This window comes from Vibrio sp. dhg (assembly GCF_003443775.1).
GTDB classification, from domain to species: Bacteria; Pseudomonadota; Gammaproteobacteria; order Enterobacterales; family Vibrionaceae; genus Vibrio; species Vibrio natriegens.
Genome location: NZ_CP028943.1, coordinates 1,536,894 through 1,557,149 on the forward strand (window position 1 = coordinate 1,536,894; position 20,256 = coordinate 1,557,149).

Annotated in this window: 14 protein-coding genes; 4 read left to right on the top strand and 10 right to left on the bottom strand. The window is 45.3% G+C overall.

The window, feature by feature from the left end; translation table 11 throughout:
- Window positions 1-76: 76 nt before the first annotated feature.
- From DBX26_RS07120 to DBX26_RS07130, 3 genes are all read right to left on the bottom strand, one after another.
- On the bottom strand, window positions 77-1,855 hold the full coding sequence (locus tag DBX26_RS07120; RefSeq protein ID WP_118118483.1) for an ABC transporter transmembrane domain-containing protein: 1,779 nt from the start codon (window positions 1,853-1,855) through the stop codon (window positions 77-79).
- Window positions 1,856-3,598 (bottom strand): ABC transporter transmembrane domain-containing protein, encoded by a 1,743-nt coding sequence (locus DBX26_RS07125; protein WP_118118485.1) that lies wholly within the window; start codon window positions 3,596-3,598, stop codon window positions 1,856-1,858.
- A gap of 382 nt (window positions 3,599-3,980) precedes the next feature.
- Complete coding sequence (locus DBX26_RS07130) at window positions 3,981-4,667, bottom strand: DNA-3-methyladenine glycosylase I (RefSeq protein WP_162889676.1); 687 nt, start codon at window positions 4,665-4,667, stop codon at window positions 3,981-3,983.
- An 86-nt stretch (window positions 4,668-4,753) separates the two neighbouring features.
- On the opposite strand from DBX26_RS07130, the gene DBX26_RS07135 reads away from it, so the two are divergent.
- Window positions 4,754-4,948 (top strand): hypothetical protein, encoded by a 195-nt coding sequence (locus DBX26_RS07135; protein ID WP_014231767.1) that lies wholly within the window; start codon window positions 4,754-4,756, stop codon window positions 4,946-4,948.
- An 87-nt stretch (window positions 4,949-5,035) separates the two neighbouring features.
- On the opposite strand, the gene DBX26_RS07140 is transcribed toward DBX26_RS07135, so the two are convergent.
- From DBX26_RS07140 to DBX26_RS07150, 3 genes are read right to left on the bottom strand one after another with little or no spacing between them, the layout of a single operon-like run.
- A complete protein-coding gene (locus tag DBX26_RS07140) occupies window positions 5,036-7,858 on the bottom strand; it encodes an Hsp70 family protein (protein WP_118118490.1) in 2,823 nt (940 codons plus the stop codon).
- 55 nt (window positions 7,859-7,913) lie between these two features.
- Complete coding sequence (locus DBX26_RS07145; RefSeq protein ID WP_162889677.1) at window positions 7,914-9,878, bottom strand: Hsp70 family protein; 1,965 nt, start codon at window positions 9,876-9,878, stop codon at window positions 7,914-7,916.
- On the bottom strand, window positions 9,878-10,510 hold the full coding sequence (locus tag DBX26_RS07150; protein ID WP_065302524.1) for a DUF2760 domain-containing protein: 633 nt from the start codon (window positions 10,508-10,510) through the stop codon (window positions 9,878-9,880). Before DBX26_RS07150 ends, DBX26_RS07145 begins: the two co-directional genes overlap by 1 nt.
- Before the next feature lie 437 nt (window positions 10,511-10,947).
- Here DBX26_RS07150 and DBX26_RS07155 point away from each other — a divergent pair, with 437 nt between their 5' ends.
- Window positions 10,948-11,478: a 3'-5' exonuclease gene (locus DBX26_RS07155; RefSeq protein ID WP_118118492.1), complete on the top strand. Its 531-nt coding sequence runs from the start codon at window positions 10,948-10,950 to the stop codon at window positions 11,476-11,478.
- A gap of 184 nt (window positions 11,479-11,662) precedes the next feature.
- Here the strand turns inward: DBX26_RS07155 and DBX26_RS07160 are convergent, their stop codons facing one another.
- The 3 genes from DBX26_RS07160 to DBX26_RS07170 form a co-directional block, all read right to left on the bottom strand.
- Entirely contained in the window at window positions 11,663-12,103 is a 441-nt protein-coding gene (locus tag DBX26_RS07160; RefSeq protein WP_020333242.1) for a TerB family tellurite resistance protein, read from the bottom strand.
- 121 nt (window positions 12,104-12,224) lie between these two features.
- Window positions 12,225-14,165, bottom strand: a complete 1,941-nt coding sequence (locus DBX26_RS07165) for an alkaline phosphatase D family protein (RefSeq protein WP_118118494.1) — start codon at window positions 14,163-14,165, stop codon at window positions 12,225-12,227.
- A 9-nt stretch (window positions 14,166-14,174) separates the two neighbouring features.
- Entirely contained in the window at window positions 14,175-14,519 is a 345-nt protein-coding gene (locus tag DBX26_RS07170) for a hypothetical protein (RefSeq protein WP_118118495.1), read from the bottom strand.
- Between the two features lie 448 nt (window positions 14,520-14,967).
- On the opposite strand from DBX26_RS07170, the gene DBX26_RS07175 reads away from it, so the two are divergent.
- Complete coding sequence (locus tag DBX26_RS07175; protein WP_231113050.1) at window positions 14,968-15,273, top strand: hypothetical protein; 306 nt, start codon at window positions 14,968-14,970, stop codon at window positions 15,271-15,273.
- A 118-nt stretch (window positions 15,274-15,391) separates the two neighbouring features.
- On the opposite strand, the gene DBX26_RS07180 is transcribed toward DBX26_RS07175, so the two are convergent.
- Window positions 15,392-15,976 carry an FMN-dependent NADH-azoreductase gene (locus tag DBX26_RS07180; RefSeq protein WP_118118499.1) on the bottom strand — a complete coding sequence of 195 codons (585 nt, stop codon included), beginning with the start codon at window positions 15,974-15,976 and terminating at the stop codon, window positions 15,392-15,394.
- A gap of 186 nt (window positions 15,977-16,162) precedes the next feature.
- On the opposite strand from DBX26_RS07180, the gene hrpA reads away from it, so the two are divergent.
- Window positions 16,163-20,134, top strand: a complete 3,972-nt coding sequence (hrpA, locus tag DBX26_RS07185) for an ATP-dependent RNA helicase HrpA (RefSeq protein ID WP_174234188.1) — start codon at window positions 16,163-16,165, stop codon at window positions 20,132-20,134.
- Window positions 20,135-20,256 lie beyond the last annotated feature (122 nt).

Below are 20,256 nucleotides of genomic sequence, written 5' to 3' on the forward strand. Positions count from 1 at the left end.
AATGCAGAAGTTGAATATTAAGGTGTGATTACTGCACCAAAATAGTACGCCCGTAAACTGGCTACGGGCGCATACTCTAAACCGCTTCTTCCAATTGATTTGCTTCCTCTTCCTCAATTTCTTGTAAATGTCTGCTAGCTTGTTGCAATTGATACATTTGCGCATAGCGGCCATCTTGTGCAAGAAGTGATTTGTGCGTACCTTTTTCAACTAAATCACCATGATGAAGAACCACAATCTGATCGGCATCCAAGATCGTAGACAAACGGTGGGCGATTACAATCAAAGTCATATTCTGACGTAATACCGCCAAACTCTTTTGAATCAGAGCTTCAGTGCCTGAGTCAATGTTTGCCGTTGCTTCATCCAGAATGAGAATTTTTGGTTTCGCCACTAATACCCTTGCTAAAGCGAGCAGTTGCTTCTGACCTGCGGAAAGGTTAGTTTCACCCTGACCTAGCTGAGTATCCAGCCCGTTAGGATAACGACGGATCTGCTCCGATAAACCTACCTTATCTAATGCATCCCATATTTCAGTGTCTTCAACGGGGCGACCCAAAGAAACGTTCTCCCTAACTGAGTCGGGAAGAATGTGCGGGTCTTGCTGAACCATTGCCACGTCTTTACGCAGCACATGCTTGGCTAGCGTATTGAGCGGACGACCATCAATTAGCAATTCGCCAACTTCTGTTGGATAAAATCCCATTAGCAGCGAGGCTAGGGTACTTTTTCCGCTTCCTGTATGACCAACTAAGGCAATGAAATCTTGATGATCGGCTTTAATAGAGATGTCTTTTAATACGTCTTGCTTTCCATCGTAGCTAAACGTCAGGTTTTTAATCTCGATAGATCCCGTTTTGAGAACGGCCTTATCATCGCCATACGTCTGTTCTTTTGCATCTATAAGCTCAAACACTCGCTCACTCGATACTAGTGCCTGTTGCAATAGAGCCAGTTGTTGAGTCATTTCAATCAACGGCTCAGTAACGCGGCCCAGGTAACTGATGAACGCGTAAAGTACACCGACACCAATTACCTCGACGCCATTGAAACCAAAGATAGCAACCAGGCTCATCAGAGCAAGACCGGCTAACAGATCCATTAATGGACGTAATAGATAGCCGTTTAAACGAATAACCCGTTTAGAAGCGACTAGGTGCTCTTCCGTTAACTCGTTAAACTGTTTATTAAAACGCTCTTCTTGTTGCATTAACTGAACAACGCTCATCCCTTGGATTGACTCACTTAAGTTGGCGTTAATGTCAGTGAGCAAGTCACGCATTCTGCGATAGCTTTCTGTACTGAGTTGCTTAAACAGATACATAAAACCAATTACGATTGGAAGTAGCACCAAAACAACCAGTGTGAGCTGCCAGCTCATAAAGAACATAACCCCCAGCATTACGAGGATCATCACTGCATTTTTTACCACCGTCGCAATCAAGAGCTCATAGAACTGCTGGAGAGATTCGGTATCGTTAGTAATTCGCGAGACCAACTTTCCTGCGGGTGTGTAATCGAAGGCAGAAAGCGGCTGTTTGATCACGCCAGCGAACACTTGCTTACGAATCGTTTTAATGGTGTTGGTTGCGACCATACTGAACTGCAATGACTGCAAGTATTGAAAAGTCGCTGAAATCACCTGAAGAGCAATGTAGCCTGCAGCTAACGTGATCAAGACACCTTGCGAGTAATCCCCTTTGGCAATGTGTTCATCAATAAAATATTGAATCAACCAAGGCCCACCTGCGCTGGCTAATGCGGCGATAAACAGCAGACCTAGACCTTTGAGCATCGGTTTTGGCTGGGACAATGGGTAAGACAACAACCGCCTAAATGTACTCGTCTGTTTCATCTATTCCTCCTCCATTGCCTGTTCTAGTTTCTGGTACTGAAGCATTTCCGCGTACCATCCTTGGTTTTGCTCTAATAGATGATGACGACCACGCTCGGTAATATGACCGTGATTGAGGACGATAATCTCATCAGCCGATTTGAGTGCTGTTAAACGATGAGCAATCACGATTAAGGCTTGATCACGATAATGTGTTTCAAGGTTCTTCAGGATTTGGTGCTCAGTACGTCCATCGACAGCAGACAATGCATCATCCAGAACAAGAACCTGAGCATTGAGTAACATGGCTCGTGCAATCGCAATACGTTGTTTTTGGCCACCAGAAAGCGTGATGCCTTTTTCGCCCACTTCGGTGTTGTATCCGTCTGGAAACTTCTCAATGTCATCGTGAATACAGGCCAGTTTTGCTGCTCGGTACACTTCTTCTTTAGACGCATTTGGATTACCCAATGCGATATTGTCAAAGATCGATTTTGAGAACAGGAAAGGGCTTTGATTAACCACAGCAAAGCGGTTTCGCCATTGCGGAAGTTGAGCGTCTTTAATTGATACACCACCGAATTTAATCGTGCCGTTTTCCAAATCATGCTGACGGAAAAGTAGCGTCAATAATGTTGATTTGCCGCTTCCAACCGGGCCTGCAATACCTAACATTTTTCCTGGCTCTAACGTCACATTGATATCCGCCAGGGCAGGCGGTAAATCCGTTGACCAATAAAACGTATCGATATTGATTTGCAAGGGCAGAGGCTTATCTTGCAGCGGAGTGTCGCCACTGACAATTTCAGGTTGCTCATCAAAGATCTCTTGCAGACGATTCCATGCCGCCGAGCCACGTTCCAAAATGTTGAATAGGAAAGCAAACGCCAACATTGGCCAAATCATAAGGCCTAGATACATAGTGAAAGCGGTTAAGTCACCAAGAGAGATCTCACCCTTATCGACGAGGTACGCACCAGCAGCGACGCTAAGTAAAAAGGAGAGGCCAATAGTCAGTTGGATAGCTGGGTCAAAACGCGCATCCACACGCGCAACTGCGATATTCTTCGCGCCTGTGTCGTCCACTACATCTTCGAAACGTTGTTGCTCTTGCTTCTCTAAGCCGAACGCACGCAGCATACGAACACCGTTCAATGACTCTTGAGTCATATCTGACATTGTAGAAAAAGCTTCTTGTGCTATGCGGAAGCGTTGGTGAAGGATACGCACAATATAGAAAATGACGATGGCAAGAAACGGCATAGGCAAAAGCGCCATAACCGTTAATTTCCAGCTCACTTGAGTCACCATCACGATAAGAACGGCAATGCCTGTAATTAACGAATCTGCGGCGGTAAGCACACCTTCGCCAGCGGTCATGACAATGTTTCTGACATCATTGGTACCGCGAGCCATTAAGTCGCCAGTTTTGTAACGCTCAAAAAAGCGCGGTGGTTGAGTTGAAAGGTGTCGGTAAAGCTTGTTACGAAGGATGGTTCCTAACTCCCAACTCGCGCCAAACAGCCATATACGCCATAGTATTCTGCATACGTAGATCGTAACGAATATTGCCGTAAGACCTAACAACCACATAATTAACGTGCTTGTTTCTAAAGTGTTATCGACGACACCATCAACAATCACGCCTACCGCTTTTGGCGGTATCAGTTGGAGGACAGAGATCAGTGCCAATAGTAAAATAGAGCCAACGTAGTGTTTCCATTTCTGTTTGAAATACCAACGTAGCTGCCAGAAAATTCTCATTCCGCCTCCCAACTTAACTGATTGAAATTATTATGGAACCATTATTGGGCGAAATGAAAAGTTTACAAGCACAAATATTGAGCAAACATAAATACGATATTTTGTATTGATTTTGAATATATGCTCTATCGAATTTCTTACTTTATTACTGCAACCCGCCAATGTAACAAAATTATGTGAAATTCATGTTAATATGGTGGTTTTGGTGGTTCAGAGTGAATTGGTAACTTAAAGCGTTAAAACATAACTTTAACTGAGTTTAATCAACGCTTTAAGCCGGAATAAACTTGTGTTTTGCGAGAAAATCTCGGCGTTAACCTAAGCTCAGGATAAGCTAGTAGACCAAGCTTAGATTAAAAAAGATAAGCACAGTCGTTACCAATTAGATGCGATTATCACCCGTGCTAAATGCGATGATTTGGCTGATTTCTGTGAGGCTTCGGTCACTCTCTTTTTGCCACTGAATAAAGGCTTTATTGGCTGCGTCTAGGGATTTCTTGGTGTCTTTTCCACCTTCAATGATCTTGCAGTTGCGCAGGTAAGCCTCTACATCGTTCGAGATGATAAATGTGTCTGCACCCATCTGGCGTAAGGTATATGGCCCGGTATTTCCGCCCAAGCGTTTGCCGTGTTTTTTTAAATAAGCCCAAAGTTCGGTGATGTTCTCTTGAGGCCAATCCGCCACCATTTTACCGAATGAGCCGTATTCAATGCTCGCTTCATGAATCATGCGAGCGTTAGCGGGAATTGACATCACTTTTGTCAGGTGGCGAATGATACGTTCGTCTGTCGCTTTTGTTTCCCACTGTTCGTCAGAAAGCATAAGTAATGGCTCGATTTTGAAACCAAAAAAGACCTCTTCAAAGTTTGGCCATTTTTTTCGTACCACACTCCATGAAATGCCACTTTGAAATACTTTCATTGAAAATGCAGCTAACCAACGGTCATCAGGAATAGCGGCTAACTCTGTTTTACTTAACGGGTGAGTAAGCAGGGCTTCAAGTTGGTCTTTACCGCCTTTACGTTCGGCGGCGCGTTGGTAAATCGCGTCAAATTTTTCAATGGTCATAAAAGAAGTTAGCCTTAGTAGATGTCGATGTTTGCCAAACATACTACGCTTAAGTTGCTGAATCGTAAATTGATGGAGTGTCACAAATGAAGAAGGTCACATTAACGTTTGTTGGAGAAGGTTCGGAGCGCATCGCAGAGAAATTTTATACTTGGTTAGCTGATGGCGGATTAGAAGACAGCTTGATTGAGACACTTTCGGATCGCGAAGTCTCAGTGGTCGGCATCAGTGACATGGATAACGAAACGCGCGATGTGGTGATTACTACAGAGTTGAATTAACCCGTTGTTTGTAGAGACATCAGATAAAACAAAGCCCTTCAACGAAGGGCTTTGTGCATTTTTTTAGCATTTCTATGGAGAAAAAGCTTAGTGATGAACCAGCGTTAAACCACTTGGGAGTGCATCACCGAAGACACGCTTCGATTCACTATCAGAAAGTTCTTTCACTTCTTCAACCAAAGAGACCCAAGACTCCGGCACTTTACTTTGTTTCAGCTTCGCCAGAACCTGCTCGCGATAGTCATCTGAGATGTCGAACAGACGGTCTCCTGTTTTACGACAAATCATGACAGCCGCAAACGCGATCATTGGTTCTTTTTGCCAGTTTTGATCTAACAGTTTTGGAAGCCACTGTTCTGCTTGCTCACGGGGAATAACACTGTGCTGGCTACCGTATAGCGGAGTACGAGATGCAAGTCGGCCCATTGCCCACCAGTGTGCTTGTTGGAATTGATTTTGGTTAATGGCTTTACTTAGGAACCACGTTGCCAAAAGCACTTTATCTTCGACTTCCAGATTTTCCAACGATGCTGACAGTCGAACCATTGACTCGTAGCCCATGTCTTGCGCAGCCTTGGCGGATTGTGGATTCTTCATTGCGCCTGGGTGCAGATATTTCGCAATGTCAGCCAAAATCGTTTCTTGCTGTTCCTGGTTTAAGCCACCAGCAATACGACGCCAGAATACCCACCAGTCTGTCCATCCTTGATGGTTTTTAAACTGAATGTTTTGTTGGTAAAGTCCCCAAATCTGTTCGATACGCCAAGAATCGGTTGGATCACCAAACCCCGGGCGCAATGCAAAGCCCGCAAGTCGAAGCCAGTTCTTTTCATGTTGCTCTGAACGACGGCGGCGTTTTCTGCCTTGAGCAAATGCATCGAATAACTGACGAAGCGTTGTGAAGTCCCATTCATCACGCTTACCCAGTTTCTTCTCAAGATCTTTCGCTAACGTTTTGATCTCTTTGCTGTCGGCACTTTTCTTATTACCACTGTAAAGACGAGCCACAAGCTCCTTACACTCATTCAACTTTGGATGAAGTTGTACGTCTTCGTTGTCGTCTGCTTGTTTGTTACGTACTTCAAATTCTAGCGCCCAACGTTTAGTGTCGTCTTCTGCGCTGACACATTCCATTTTGAGTGTGCCCACTTCCGTTAACTGGCAAGCGAGTTGTACCTCGACACGCTCTTTTTGGTTTGCGTGCAGCTCAGCACCTTCGCCTTCTAATGTGGTGATGTACGGCGGAAGTGGAACAAATAAGTCAGGATCAACGTCAACCATCACACCATTTTGAATCGCGGTGTTGTTGGTTAGCGTATCGTGGGTTGAGGTAAGAAGATTAAATCGAACCGGCTCGCCAAGTGTAAGCGAGAATCGACGACCACTTAAGCGAATCTCATGACCTTCTTCCGTCCCTTTTGCTAGCAAACAAAGGGCTTTGCCCATTTTGTTTTTCTCTTGCAGGTGCAGGAAGTAAGAACGAGCAGCACCGCCACCGATTTTTAGCTGGGCTCCACGTCGTGCTTTACCAAAGGCAACGGCGCCAAGAGCAACGGACCAATCAGGATGTGGGTTATCCAAAACCGTGACAGGAGCACCGCGCCAGTCTGAGAGTAGGGTAGTGACACGCTCTGTGACAAGGTCGCTGTTAAACACACCACCATTGAGTAGTAAGCCGACCGGAATCGCGTTTTGTTTTTCGTCTTCTATGCCAAGAGCAGATCGCGACACTTGCTGATGCTGAGTTAGGAAATCGGCTACGTGTTTACTTACTGCAGGATCTGCGACGTAAGGCAACCCAAACTCGACAACGGCACTGCGTCGTTTGTCAGGTACTTCATTAAATTCAGAAAGCGGGAAGAAGCCATCTAGGGCAATTTGGTGTACTTCTTGTTTACTCAGCGCAATGCTCTTGGTGCCACCAAGTAGTTTTGAGCCGCTACCCAGCATAGTGATTTTAACTTCTTCAGGGGCGTTTGAAGAAAGCAGGTTTTCTTTCGCTTTTCGGGTCTGCTGAATCAGCTTTGTTAGGCTTGCAGCTGTCAGCTTTTTGTTTTGATTGAAGCGGCTTTCTGCCAGGTGCGCTAGTGCCAAGTCGAGGTTGTCACCGCCCAGCATGAGGTGTTCACCAACGCCTATACGGTCAAGGGCCAGCTCACTCTCGCTGTCATTACTTTGTTTGAACTTAGCCTCAATCAAGCTTAAGTCGGTAGTACCACCACCCACGTCACAGACAAGGATTAGCGGCAGGTCTTTGAGTTCGTCGGCCGCCGTTTGTTGATGGCGTGCGTACCAGTCGTAACATACCGCTTGTGGCTCTTCGAGTAGGACAATCTTCTTCAATCCGGCTAGATCGGCTGCTTCAAGGGTGAGTTTACGTGCCGTTTCATCGAACGATGCAGGGACGGTAACCACGACGTCTTGGTCTTCCAGCTTGTTACTCGGATGACGATAGTTCCATGCCTGACGGATGTGATTTAGATAACTTGCGCTGGCAATTACGGGTGAGACTTTATCAACGTCTTGTGCGCCAGCCCAAGGAAGAATGTCTGAGCTACGGTCGACCGCTTGATGGGAGAGCCAACTTTTTGCGCTCGATACCTGACGTCCTTCAACTTTCGCGCCTAGTTCACGTGCCCATTCACCGACGATGACATTTTTAATGTCGCCAGAAACAGGCTGATTCTCCCAAGGCAAGGTTAAATCAGACGGGGAAATTTGTCCCTGAGCCGGGTGGTAACGGAAAGAGGGTAGCAGCGGTTTACGAACCACTTCACCAGGACCAATTAATTGGTCGATATCAAATAGGGATACTTCGGATTGTTCAAGGTTGTCGGTGATTTCACAATAGGCGACCACAGTATTTGTCGTGCCAAGGTCAATACCAACTAGAAAACGAGGAGATGCCATACAAACCTTCGTGTATTTAAAAACGGCACCCGATTGGATGCCGTTTGATTTCTATTTATTCTTCTTCGTTTGAGTCATTTTTTGCGTCTTCACGCACATCGAACTCAACGTGCCATTTTTGACCGTTATCGGCGGCAATTGCTTCCAGGTAAAGCGTACCAAGTTCTGTCACGCGAGATGCCAGAGTGACAGGAACCACTTCGCCTTCACGACGACCTTCGGATACTGGTAGCGTTACTTGAATTTCTGGTAACTCTTCAAGCTCTTCTGGTGCCCAGTGATCAAGATGAGTACCTGCTAGGTCATCACGACGTACTGTCGAACCAAAGAACTGGAAGTTTACTGGTTGGCCGATAACCAAACCAAACTCTTGGCTTGGTACGTCAACACTTGAGCCTTCTTCCATACCAAATGGTGCCACACATAGGGCTTCCATTGGAGGTACCATACCCGGAATCGCTGGCATTGCGCTTTCGATACCTACGTAGTAAGCCGAAGCGATACCACCGCGAATACGAACGCCCTGACCACGACGAACTGAGCCGTAGTAAGCCGCACCACTTGCTACCGCAAGATCGAGATCAACGCCAGTCAGACGTTTCGCCATTTCTGCATCTGCTTCAAGCAACCATTCGTTAATGGTGTCTTCTAAGCGAGAGGCCAATAGCGTTGATTTCAGTACACCACCGTTAAACAGAATCGCGGTTGGTTTGATGAAATCTGCTGATTGAGCAGCTTCAGCGCCTGGCATACCCGGCATGTTCGCAAATGGGTTGTAGTCTTGAGCTGGTGCAGACTCACCACCACCTTGAGCGTTTGCTTGCTTAGACAAGAAGGCAGCAATGTGACGCGTGATACCTGCATCCTGAGCATAAGGCAGACCCATCTGCGTCAGTGCACCACGGTTACGCTGAACAGGGTGATCAGTAATCGCAACTTGTGGGAAGAAACCATCAACCAGCGTTTGCTGTACTTCTTCCTGCGTCAGTTCGGTCTTTAGCGTTGCGCCAAGCAGTTTAGAGCCACGGCTAGGAACAACGATTGGCACAAATTGCAGCTCGCTGTCGTTCAGAAGCGCTTCTTTGGCATCGCGGCAAGCGTGTGTCATTGCCTGTACTTGCCACGGTTGTAGATCTTTACCTTCTTGCGCAAGCTTCATTTTCAAGCGGTACGCAAGGGCAAGGTCCATGTTGTCACCGCCAAGTAGGATATGTTCACCTACTGCGATACGGCTAAGACTCAGGTTACCGTCGTCTTCAGTTACTTCCACCAAAGATAGGTCGGTTGTACCACCACCGATATCAACCACCAGAACGATGTCGCCAACTTCAACTTCGTCACGCCATTTGTCGTTACTGTTGTCGATCCAGTTGTAAAGCGCAGCCTGAGGCTCTTCTAGTAGTGTCAGATGAACAAAACCAACGTTGCGCGCAGCTTCTGCCGTTAGGTCACGTGCCGCTGGGTCGAACGATGCAGGAACGGTAATTGTCACATCTTGCTCAGCAAGATTGTGATTAGGATGAGTGTGGTTCCAGGCGTCTTTTAGATGTTCAAGGTACAACTCGGTTGCACGAAGAGGGGATACTTTTTCGACTTCTTCAGGGCTACCAGCTGGCAGGAACGCATCACGACGGTTTACGCCGCCATGACAAAGCCACGATTTAGCACTGGCAATCAAGCGAATTGGCGTTTTTGAACCCAGGTTACGCGCAATCGCACCAACCAGTGCTTTAGGCTCACTAGACCACGGCAGTACGCGTGATTGAGGATTCATTTCGTGTTCGTGAGGTTGGTACAGGAACGAGCCAAGTTGGCTGCGAGTTTCTACTGTGCCAGGTGCCGTCAATTGTGGAATCGGCATAACTTCTACACGAGCATCTTCATCGTGAGTATCGACAAAAGACATCACACAGTGTGTCGTACCTAAGTCGATACCAACGCTAAATTTAGGAGACTGCTGCTCTGCCGTCTCTTGGATGTTTTCTTCTTGAGAAATGTTTTCTTGGTTCATGTGTTCCATTACAGCTCAACCTCGGCTGGAGCGATGACTGATGCATCGTAATTTTCAGCCAGTTTAGGCAAGTTCATTGATGTAGCCTTCCAGCCCTTGTGAACCAGTGTTCCGTGGAATGGTGCACTGCCTGTAACATTGCCAGTTAGGCGAATTTCTTGTGGGTTAAAGTTTTCTTCAACCGTAATGCGGGTTTCTTCTTCTTCGTTACGTACGTGTGCAAGCGTTACGTAATCGCTTAATACTTTTTTACCACCAGTGTGGATAACGCGAGCGGCCGCGCCAACTTCTTCATCTGAGAATGACGTTAAGTCTTCTTGTAGGAAGTCAATTAGGCGAGCTTCTTGCTGCATAATAGAAAGCAGTTGCATTGCAGAGTCAGTAGAAGCAGTTGCCAGTTTTGATTCAACTTCAACAACCTTTTCAACCACTTTTTCTACTTCAACGACTTTTTCAACTTCTACGATCTTCTCGACAGGTTTTTCAACCTCGACGATTTTCTCAACCGGCTTTTCTACTACTTTCTCAATCACTTTCGATTTACGTGATACAGCAACCAGCAAAAGCAATACGCTCGAAGCAGCAAGACCAGCGTGAAGCATATCGAACGTTTGAGGAATTAGGTTCAAATCAATGTTCATGACGTTTTTCTCTTTCTATTGATTCATTGGTGCATAGGCTCAATGTGTTTATTAAATTGATCGTCTTTGCGATCTTGCACCAAGTTTAGACACTAAAATGATGTCGGATGTTAGCATATTCAAGGCTTAACGCTGTAATAATTCGTAAATTTACCGCACGATTAGCGCGAAAAACCAACGATTGGAACACGCTTTAAAGGCCATGGTATGCCAGAAGTACGATATTTCCGCAATTAATGACAACTTGCCTCGGTTTTCACCGACGTTATACATCGTGTTCATACAGCAGTATAAGAACCTAAATTTGTCGAATCACTTTATAAAATAGCGTTAACCCAGTGCAATCGGTGATTAAATCGGCAAGCGCATTCGAGTTTTACCTGCCATTGAGGTAGAATCTCTCGCTTTAAAATCTATGTTAGGAATCAAGACAAACTATGAACCATAACCGTATCGTCTGCTTCGATTTAGAAATGTGTTGCTGGAACGAGAATGGCGTTGGCCGTACTGGCGAGATCATCGAAGTCGGGTTGGCTGAAATAGATTTGTCCAAAGGTGAGATCGTTAAACGTGCTCAGTACTATGTTAAGCCTGAACACGATGAAGTCTCGTTGTTCTGCGCCGAGCTAACGGGGATTACACCACGTAAAATCGAGAAACAAGGTCGACCACTTGAAGAAGTGTTGAAGTCTATGGTTAAGAACTTCGGCGGCCGCAACAAAATTTACGCCTCATGGGGGCGAGATGACACGATTTTACTTGATGAGTGCAAACAAAAGGGCATCGAAGCGCCATTTACTGAGTTCATTAACCTAGCGACACTTTACCGTATTCAAAACCGTCTCAAAGAAAAGCGCATTGGTCATCGCGCTGCCCAAGAAGCGAAAGGGATTGAATGGGAAGGCCGCCAACATTCTGGTTATGTTGATGCGTATAACCTAGCCAAACTCGCACTGACTATGCTTTAGTTGTGGGTTTGTAATGAATCTTTAATCCAACTTGTGTTTTTCTGTCATGGAGTTTGTCTAATCTCGACCTTGTCAAACAAATTCAAATCTTGACCAGTCTTAATAACAACACGTTGGCTTCTATAAAATAAAAACGCGCTGAACTTCAGCGCGTTTTTTATTGGGTGACGAGTAGGTGGTGACACTACTGCGATTGCAGTTTGGCGCGAATAAAGTCTTTGTGGTCAACATAGAGCAATTCTGCCGTCTTACGGATGACTGCATCTTCAAGCGGGTCAATTTGCCCGTCAGAATACGCCACTTCCCACATACTCTTGATCAGGTTGTAACGTGTTTCTTGAGTTAACTCTCTTAATTGAGAAGTGAAGTCATACAATGACGCGGACTCTTTTGTTGTTTGTGCCGCTTTTTCCAGTAATTGTGTCGCCTCTGCAGCGCTCAGCGAAAGCAACTTCATTAAAAGAGAATGTTTTGTTTCTAGCTCTTTTTCATCCACTTGGTGGTCGGCGCCGGACACTTCACAAAGTAAGCATGCAATCGCCATGTTGGGAGACACGGTATGAGTCTGTGCCAGATCCTCGCCATCGAGAAGCTGTTTAAATAGAGATGTGAGAGAATTGAACATAGTAAACACCAAACTGATAACTATCTTTTAAACATGGTTATATGTGACTTAAATCTCAAGGGGTGAAACCTGAAATTACGAATTCTTTACATTTAGAATACGACGCTATCAATCAAGGTGATCAATTTTCTATTCTCGTCGGTGGAAAATGAACTTCTTGGTTATCTGCGGTAAGTATACTGATTTGACTAGGCTTACCGTCATCATCGAGATGTAATTCTCCGATCGCACTGTGGTTAACCAAACGATAAAAGTTATGACTACTTGGCGCACGCTTATAAATTTTGAGTCGCTTACGCTTGGTGAACCAGTTTAGTGGCGAGCGGGGGCTGTAAAGCATTCTATCCAGCGCATCACAAATAGTGAGTAGTCTTGTCGGAAATTGATTCTTAATACCGCTACAGGTGATTTGATAGATGTTCGGGCTGCTTTTTCGAAAGCGTAATTTGATGTCGTAAGCAAAAGAGTAATGGACATCCCCCGACAAAATCACAAAGTTAGTCGGTGTTTTAGTATGAGTGAAAATACTGACGAGCGTGTTCGCACTGCCGGGATGCGCCATCCAGTTTTCGGCATCCACCAATAATGGCTTACCAAACATGGTAAACACGCGTTGTAGCGATTCTATAAATTTCACACCGAACATCGGCGCTGCAGATACGATGATCACTTTATCTTCGTGAACCAGTTCTTGATGAAACTCAATTAACGCTTCCCAGTCCATCAAGCCAGACGGCTTATTCATTTTAGATTCTGACCGCCAGCGACGAGTTCGGGTATCCAAAACCACGACTTTGGGGGAGGTCGGAATCGTGTAATGCCAGTTCTCGAAGCGATAGAGGTACTGAATCAGGTCATCTTGAGCTTTGGCAGTGCGTTGCTCAAGAAAATCTTTTATGTGAACCATAAACGCGTCATCGAATTTTTCCGGTGCGTTGCCCCAGCCCTGACAACACCAATAGGCGATCAGGCTATTTCCGATTATTCGTTTTGCAAAAAGGTTGGTGTATGCCGCTTGTTCCCAGCCAATGGTCAAGTTCCAGTCGTCCGTCACATCGTGATCATCAAAAATCATGTAAGTCGGAAGGTGCGCAAGAAGGCGCTGTACGCGATCTAAACCGCTGACAAACTTATCTATTTGCGTTTTTTCCTCACGCCATTTTTGTTGCCAGTTGGGCGCGAGCGTGTTGCCTCCGACAAGGAATTGATTCTCCAGCAATCGGTCACGCTTGATGAGATGCCAAAGCGTCGGCGACCAAACCAAGAGGTACATGGCAAAACATTCGGCAAAACTGATCAGGTGATTTTCACACTCTTTAGAGCTGAAAATAGGGGTGCCACGGTGAGGAAAAAACTGACTGAGCAGGCTGCCGTCATCGACGTAATGCGGTAGCAACTGGTCGCGGCCATAAAAACACGCAGCGTGTTGATAAAGCGCTTTGGTGTCGGTGATTGGTGCTTGTTGAAATTGCTCATCCGGCAATCCCAGTAACTCGATTACTTGCTCAATCGCATCCAAGGTTGGCCCAGCTACATGATCAACATAAACCTGATCACCGCTCATGATTAGCATGTCTGGGCGAGATTCTACGCTTTGTTGAGCCACTTTTACATCGGCTGCAACTAAAGCATCGTCACTAAAATGTTGTGGGTTGCGGCAAGAACCATGAAGGACATAATCGGCTTTTTCACTGATTAAAAATTCAATGCCCTTATGCATATTGTTATCGTGCTCATAACACAAGTGAGGCAGTAGCTCTGTTAGCAGACCGTCTTGCGTGTGGAGCTGATATCGAAGTGACTGATGAGTAGGGAAGTCAGCTTTTAATGACAGTAAACAAACCCAAGCTTGCTCACCAACCTGAAGTTGAGTGAGCTTTTCAAAGTCCTCAGTGTGATACGAAGTCGCAGAGTTTGCATCGTTGATTTCGATGAACCCTTCTAATGGCTTGGTCGTGACCAGCCAAATATTCACTTCTGATGCGGTCACTTTGCGGAGAATAGGGCCCGCAATGATAAGAGGAAGATGAGGATGTTGGGTTTTGTCTAATGATGCAGCCAAACTGGTTCCTTATTTGTCTGATTCTTCTAATATTTCTACTACTTGAGCGCTACTCAATTCGTGACCCGCAAGAAACAACCCTAGCATCGCTTCTGTCTTCGAATCGTTATCGCTGTCTTCGTCCAGAACCTGTCGTAATCGAGTACGAATTAAATCAATTTCATGGTCAACGAAACCCCGACCTTCTTCTGCCTGACATTCTTCTGGTGCATTGTCGAAGCTCAAAAATAACAGATTGCCGTCGAGTTTTGTTTCCACCAATCTTTCCGGCAGCCACTCTTCTCCCATAACAATATCTGGGTCAGTGTTGGTCGGCAAATTATTAAGGATGGAAATGAGTTCTGATACTTTCACTTTTTATTCGTTATCGTTAGGGCTAGAGACATAACTGGCACAACTTGTTAGGTAATTCATTCTATTTCAACGAAATTCAATGCCAATTTATCAAAGCATAAGATTTATTCTGTCACGTATATGACAACATTTCACATTGTAACGGCCCATTTAGAAAGAACATAAGCGTAAAGTTTCAATTAACGAATGATTGCTTTTTTATCGACCAATTTTATAGAAAATACGTGAAATGGCTCCGGCATGCCTCACTGCTGGCATTTATGGTTGGGGCTTGAATGTCTTTCCATTTTACAACGAGATCAAAAGGTCGGATTTGTCACCGCGAAAAATATCACCCATTCTCAGTGAGATGAAAACTAATACACTATTACCCCAACTGAAATTTGTTTATCGCGCAAAGGTTAAAGCCATTTGCAATGCATCCGATAAATTTGATGGCATTAGCACGATGAGCATTGATTCTTCATATAACATTCAGATTGAGGGAACAAACTGCACTAATGACGAGTTCGCCAAGCGATTCTTTGTGGTTAACGGAGAAGGGCATATGGAAGGCGACGGATGGTTAGTGCTTTACGTTGACTCAATAGAAGTGCGTGTGGGTGAGGAAATAGAGATACCCAGCGATGTTGCGTTTGATGCAATGGTCGAGCGTATGGTTCAGGAGGCTGAAGAAGTATTAGAGCAACTCTATAAGAACGCGCTAGAAAACATAGAGAAGACCGCAGACGAAAATAAAACCGAAGGTTCATAACCCAACACCCTAGAGCATGCTGGTAAAGGACTTATTATTAGCTAAAGATGAAGTGGTCAATGAAAAAGGGATGGCTATTTTGACCATCCCTTTTGTATTCATACTAGTTGAATCAAGCTTACGCTAGCGTCGCTAGTTGGCTCTGAGCTTCAGTGATACCTTTTGCTGCCGCATCTTCACCCATGTTTAGGGCTTCAGCGTAAACAAATTCCACATCAGCGATACCAACAAAACCAAGTACCGTGCGTAGGTAAGGCGTGATGTTGTCTGTCGGAGCATTTTTGTGAATACCGCCACGAGTCGTTACAACAATCGCTTTTTTGTTTTCAAACAGACCTTGAACGCCATTTTCTGTGTATTTAAATGTCACACCTGCACGAGCAATCAAGTCAATCCAGTTTTTAAGCTGAGTTGGAATCGTGAAGTTATACATTGGCGCTGCAATGACTAGCGTATCCGCAGCTTTCATTTCTTCGATAAGTGAATCTGACAACTCAACAACTTGTTGTTGTTCCTGAGAAAGGTCACCTGTCGAGCGTAGTGCTGTCGCTACGGTAAGATCAAGCACCGGCAGTGGGTTCGCCGCTAAATCACGAACCGTTAGTTTGTCTTGAGCTACGTTTTTGATGAACTCTTCAACCAACTTGTTTGATTGTGAGTTGTCGCCAAGGATGCTTGATTTTAGAGCTAGTACACGAGACATAATGGTTATTCCTTAAATAAGTGCTTTCGACTATGTGATGCATTATAAGCAATGGGCTGAGGTTCTAAACCCGACTTGTTTGCTTAAGTTGTTCGAAAAAATTGAATAAGCTTTCAGTTGTCTTGTCTTGGCCCTGTTGTGATACAATTCGCGCAGTTTTATGTAATGAAAAGAATAGGAAACGCTTTGACTTCGTCACAGCCTACAAAGAAAACCTCCGCTGAAGCGCAATCTGCGCCAGAAAATGGAGCAAAGAAAGTTCAAGCGCCTCATGCTCAAGTGAACAATGCCGCCTCGCTACGCAAAGCACTTAATCAGTGCATGATGCGCGACCGTTTTCGCTTAAGTAAACGTATTTCTGGCGCAAGTAAAATTAAGAAAGATGCATCGCGTAATGTCGTGTTTGATGAAATCGCTTTAGACATTGCTAAGTCGATGATGGAAGTCGAACAACGTGGCAGTTATCAGCCAAAAATCGAATATCCTGCGATCCTGCCTGTTAGTCAAAAGAAAGACGACATTGCAAAGGCGATTGATGAAAACCAAGTGGTTATTATCGCTGGTGAAACGGGTTCGGGTAAAACCACGCAGATACCAAAAATTTGTGCAGAGCTTGGCCGTGGTAAATTTGGCCTGATTGGTCATACTCAGCCTCGTCGTCTTGCTGCGCGTTCCGTAGCAAATCGCATCGCGGAAGAGATGGAAACTAAGCTCGGTGAATTTGTTGGTTATAAAGTTCGATTTAACGATCAAATCTCAGAGAACACTCAGATTAAATTGATGACAGACGGTATTTTGCTGGCAGAAATCCAGCACGACCGTTTTTTGAATCAATATGACACTATCATTATCGATGAAGCGCACGAGCGTAGCCTGAACATCGATTTTATTTTGGGCTACTTAAAAGAACTTCTGCCACGTCGTCCAGATTTAAAAGTCATCATTACGTCGGCAACCATCGATCCGGAACGTTTTTCCAAGCACTTCAACGATGCCCCAATTATTGAGGTGTCTGGTCGTACTTACCCAGTAGAAACACGTTACCGTCCGTTAAGCGGCGATGAGGATAACGATCGTGACCAGTTAGAAGGTATCTTCGAAGCCGTCGATGAGCTGTGTGACGAAGGTTTGGGCGATATTCTGATCTTCATGAACGGTGAACGTGAAATCCGTGATACGGCAGATGCGCTTTCTAAACGTAATCTTAAGAGTACAGAGATTGTACCTTTGTATGCGCGTTTGTCGGCTGGTGAGCAGAACAAGATATTCCAACCACACGCTGGGCGCCGTATTGTATTGGCAACCAACGTAGCGGAAACGTCGTTAACCGTTCCGGGCATCAAATATGTGATTGACCCAGGTACCGCGCGTATCAGTCGATACAGTTACCGAACTAAAGTACAGCGTCTTCCAATTGAGCCTGTTTCTCAGGCAAGTGCGAACCAGCGTAAAGGTCGTTGTGGTCGTGTGGAAGAGGGTATCTGTATTCGCCTCTACTCAGAGGAAGATTTCGAGTCACGCCCAGAGTTTACCGATCCAGAAATTCTGCGTACCAACCTAGCGTCGGTAATCCTGCAAATGACGGCTCTTGGTTTAGGCGATATTCAAGCGTTCCCATTTGTTGAAGCGCCAGACAAACGCAACATTCAAGATGGTGTACGCCTGCTAGAAGAGTTGGGTGCGATTAATTCAGATGCAAAAGATCCGAAAAAGCGCCTTACCCCAACGGGTCGCCAGCTGGCACGATTACCAATCGACCCGCGTTTAGCGCGCATGGTGTTAGAGGCACCAAAGTACGGTGCGTTAAAAGAATTGATGGTGATTGCAGCCGCGTTGTCGATCCAAGACCCACGTGAGCGCCCATCGGACAAACAACAATCTTCAGACGATAAGCACCGTCGCTTTTTCCATGAAGAGTCTGACTTCCTGACGTTAGTAAATCTTTGGGATTACATTCAGAAGCAGCAAAAAGCGCTGACGGGTAATCAGTTCCGTAAACAGTGTAAGCAAGATTACTTGAACTACTTGCGTGTTCGCGAGTGGCAAGACGTTTATTTCCAAATTCACCAATCCATGCGTGAAATGGAATTTAAGCTCAATGACGAGCCTGCGTCATATCATGGTGTGCACAGCGCAATTCTGGTTGGCCTGTTATCTCACATCGGTATGAAAGATCAGGAGAAGAATGAGTATCAGGGTGCGCGTAACGCCCGTTTCCATATCTTCCCTGCGTCTGGCTTGTTTAAGAAACAGCCTAAATGGATCATGTCAGCGGAGTTGGTAGAAACCTCAAAACTTTGGGGTCGAATTATTGCAAAAATTCAGCCTGAATGGATTGAGCCATTAGCCAAGCACTTAATCAAACGCAGCTATAGCGAACCGCACTGGTCGAAGAAACGCGCTGCGGTTATGGCGTACGAAAAAGTTATGCTGTATGGAGTGCCAATCGTCCCTAAACGTCTGGTGAATTACGGTAACATTGATTCATCTATCAGTCGTGAAATCTTCATTCGCAGTGCGTTAGTTGAAGGCGAGTGGGAAACCAAACACGCGTTCTTCAAGCAAAACCGCAAACTATTGCAAGAAGTCGAAGAGCTGGAGCATAAATCTCGTCGTCGCGATATTTTGGTCGATGACGATGAGCTATTTGATTTCTACGACCAACGCGTCGGTACCGAAGTGGTTTCTGGTAAACACTTTGATTCATGGTGGAAAAAAGCGTCGAAAGAAAACAAGGAACTGCTTAACTTTGAAAAAGAGATGCTTTTCAAGGGCGATGCCAGCCATGTTACTGACTTAGATTACCCGAACTTCTGGCACCAAAATGGTTTAAAACTCAAGCTTAGCTACCAGTTTGAACCGGGCGATGATAGTGACGGCGTAACGGTCCATCTGCCGCTACCAATCCTTAACCAGGTGGAACAAGCCGGCTTTGACTGGCAGATCCCAGGTCTGCGACATGAACTTGTGGTGAGCCTGATTAAGTCGTTGCCAAAAACTATTCGTAAGAACTTTGTGCCAGCGCCAAATTACGCAGATGCTTTCTTAGCTCGTTCTACGCCAATGGAAGCGCCACTTCTTGACTCACTTGAGAAAGAGTTACGACGCATGACGGGTGTAGAAGTACTGCGTGAAGACTGGAAGCTGGATCAGGTACCGGAACACTTGAAAGTGACATTCCGCGCCGTTGATCATCGCAATCGTAAGCTAAAGGAAAACAAAGACCTTCATGAGCTGAAAGAAAGCCTGAAAGAGAAAGTTCAGGAAACGCTTTCAAAAGTGGCTGACGATGATATCGAGCAGCAGGGCTTGCATACGTGGAGCTTTGGCGAACTGCCAAAAGTGTATCAACAAAAACGCGGCGGTTATGATGTGAAAGCGTACCCAGCTCTTGTTGACACCAAAGATAGCGTTGAAATCAAACTATACGAGACAGAATACGAGCAAATCTCGGCGATGCGTGCTGGTCAGCGTCGTTTAATTTTGTTGAATGTACCGTCGCCTATTAAATACTTGCACGCCAATTTGCCGAACAAATCGAAACTGGGCTTGTACTTTAACCCGTATGGAAAAGTACTGGATCTGATTGATGACTGTATTGCTTGTGGCGTCGATAAACTTATCGAAGAGCAGGGCGGATTAGTTTGGGAACCAGAGCAATTTGAAAAGTTGAAAGAACACGTTCGAGCTGAACTCGGCGATACCGTGGTTGAAATTGCTAAGCAAGTAGAAACCATTTTGACGACCGCCTTTAACATCAATAAGAAGTTGAAAGGTAAGATCGACTTTACCATGGCGTTTGCACTGTCCGACATCAAAGCTCAAATCGAGGGTTTGATCTTCAAAGGCTTTGCTACTGAGTGTGGCTGGAAACGTCTACCAGACATTCTCCGTTACATGCGTGCAATTGAACGCCGTATGGAGAAGTTGCCAATCGATCCGAATAAAGATCGCCTGCATATGTTGAAAATCGAGTCAGTAACCAAGGACTACAAAGAGTTATTGAATAAGATTCCAAAAGGAATGGCTATTCCAGAAAACGTAAAAGAAGTGCGTTGGATGCTAGAAGAATTGCGCGTCAGTTATTTTGCTCAGCAATTAGGCACTCCGTATCCGGTGTCTGACAAACGAGTCAAAAACGCGATTGATGCTTGTTAGCGTAAAGTACAATCGTGACAGTTATTTATATCAACTCTCGTGCGGTTACTGGTATAGTAATTGCTAGTATTTGATAAATGTGTTGTTTTTAGTTCTAGGGAGGCAATAGTTTGCCTCCCTTG

Bases quoted from the DNA above. Each gene is read 5' to 3' on its own strand.
- DBX26_RS07120 (WP_118118483.1), bottom strand. From the start codon at position 1,855: ATGAAACAGACGAGTACATTTAGGCGGTTGTTGTCTTACCCATTGTCC.
- DBX26_RS07125 (WP_118118485.1), bottom strand. From the start codon at position 3,598: ATGAGAATTTTCTGGCAGCTACGTTGGTATTTCAAACAGAAATGGAAA.
- DBX26_RS07130 (WP_162889676.1), bottom strand. From the start codon at position 4,667: ATGACCATTGAAAAATTTGACGCGATTTACCAACGCGCCGCCGAACGT.
- DBX26_RS07135 (WP_014231767.1), top strand. From the start codon at position 4,754: ATGAAGAAGGTCACATTAACGTTTGTTGGAGAAGGTTCGGAGCGCATC.
- DBX26_RS07140 (WP_118118490.1), bottom strand. From the start codon at position 7,858: ATGGCATCTCCTCGTTTTCTAGTTGGTATTGACCTTGGCACGACAAAT.
- DBX26_RS07145 (WP_162889677.1), bottom strand. From the start codon at position 9,878: ATGGAACACATGAACCAAGAAAACATTTCTCAAGAAGAAAACATCCAA.
- DBX26_RS07150 (WP_065302524.1), bottom strand. From the start codon at position 10,510: ATGAACATTGATTTGAACCTAATTCCTCAAACGTTCGATATGCTTCAC.
- DBX26_RS07155 (WP_118118492.1), top strand. From the start codon at position 10,948: ATGAACCATAACCGTATCGTCTGCTTCGATTTAGAAATGTGTTGCTGG.
- DBX26_RS07160 (WP_020333242.1), bottom strand. From the start codon at position 12,103: ATGTTCAATTCTCTCACATCTCTATTTAAACAGCTTCTCGATGGCGAG.
- DBX26_RS07175 (WP_231113050.1), top strand. From the start codon at position 14,968: ATGAGCATTGATTCTTCATATAACATTCAGATTGAGGGAACAAACTGC.
- DBX26_RS07180 (WP_118118499.1), bottom strand. From the start codon at position 15,976: ATGTCTCGTGTACTAGCTCTAAAATCAAGCATCCTTGGCGACAACTCA.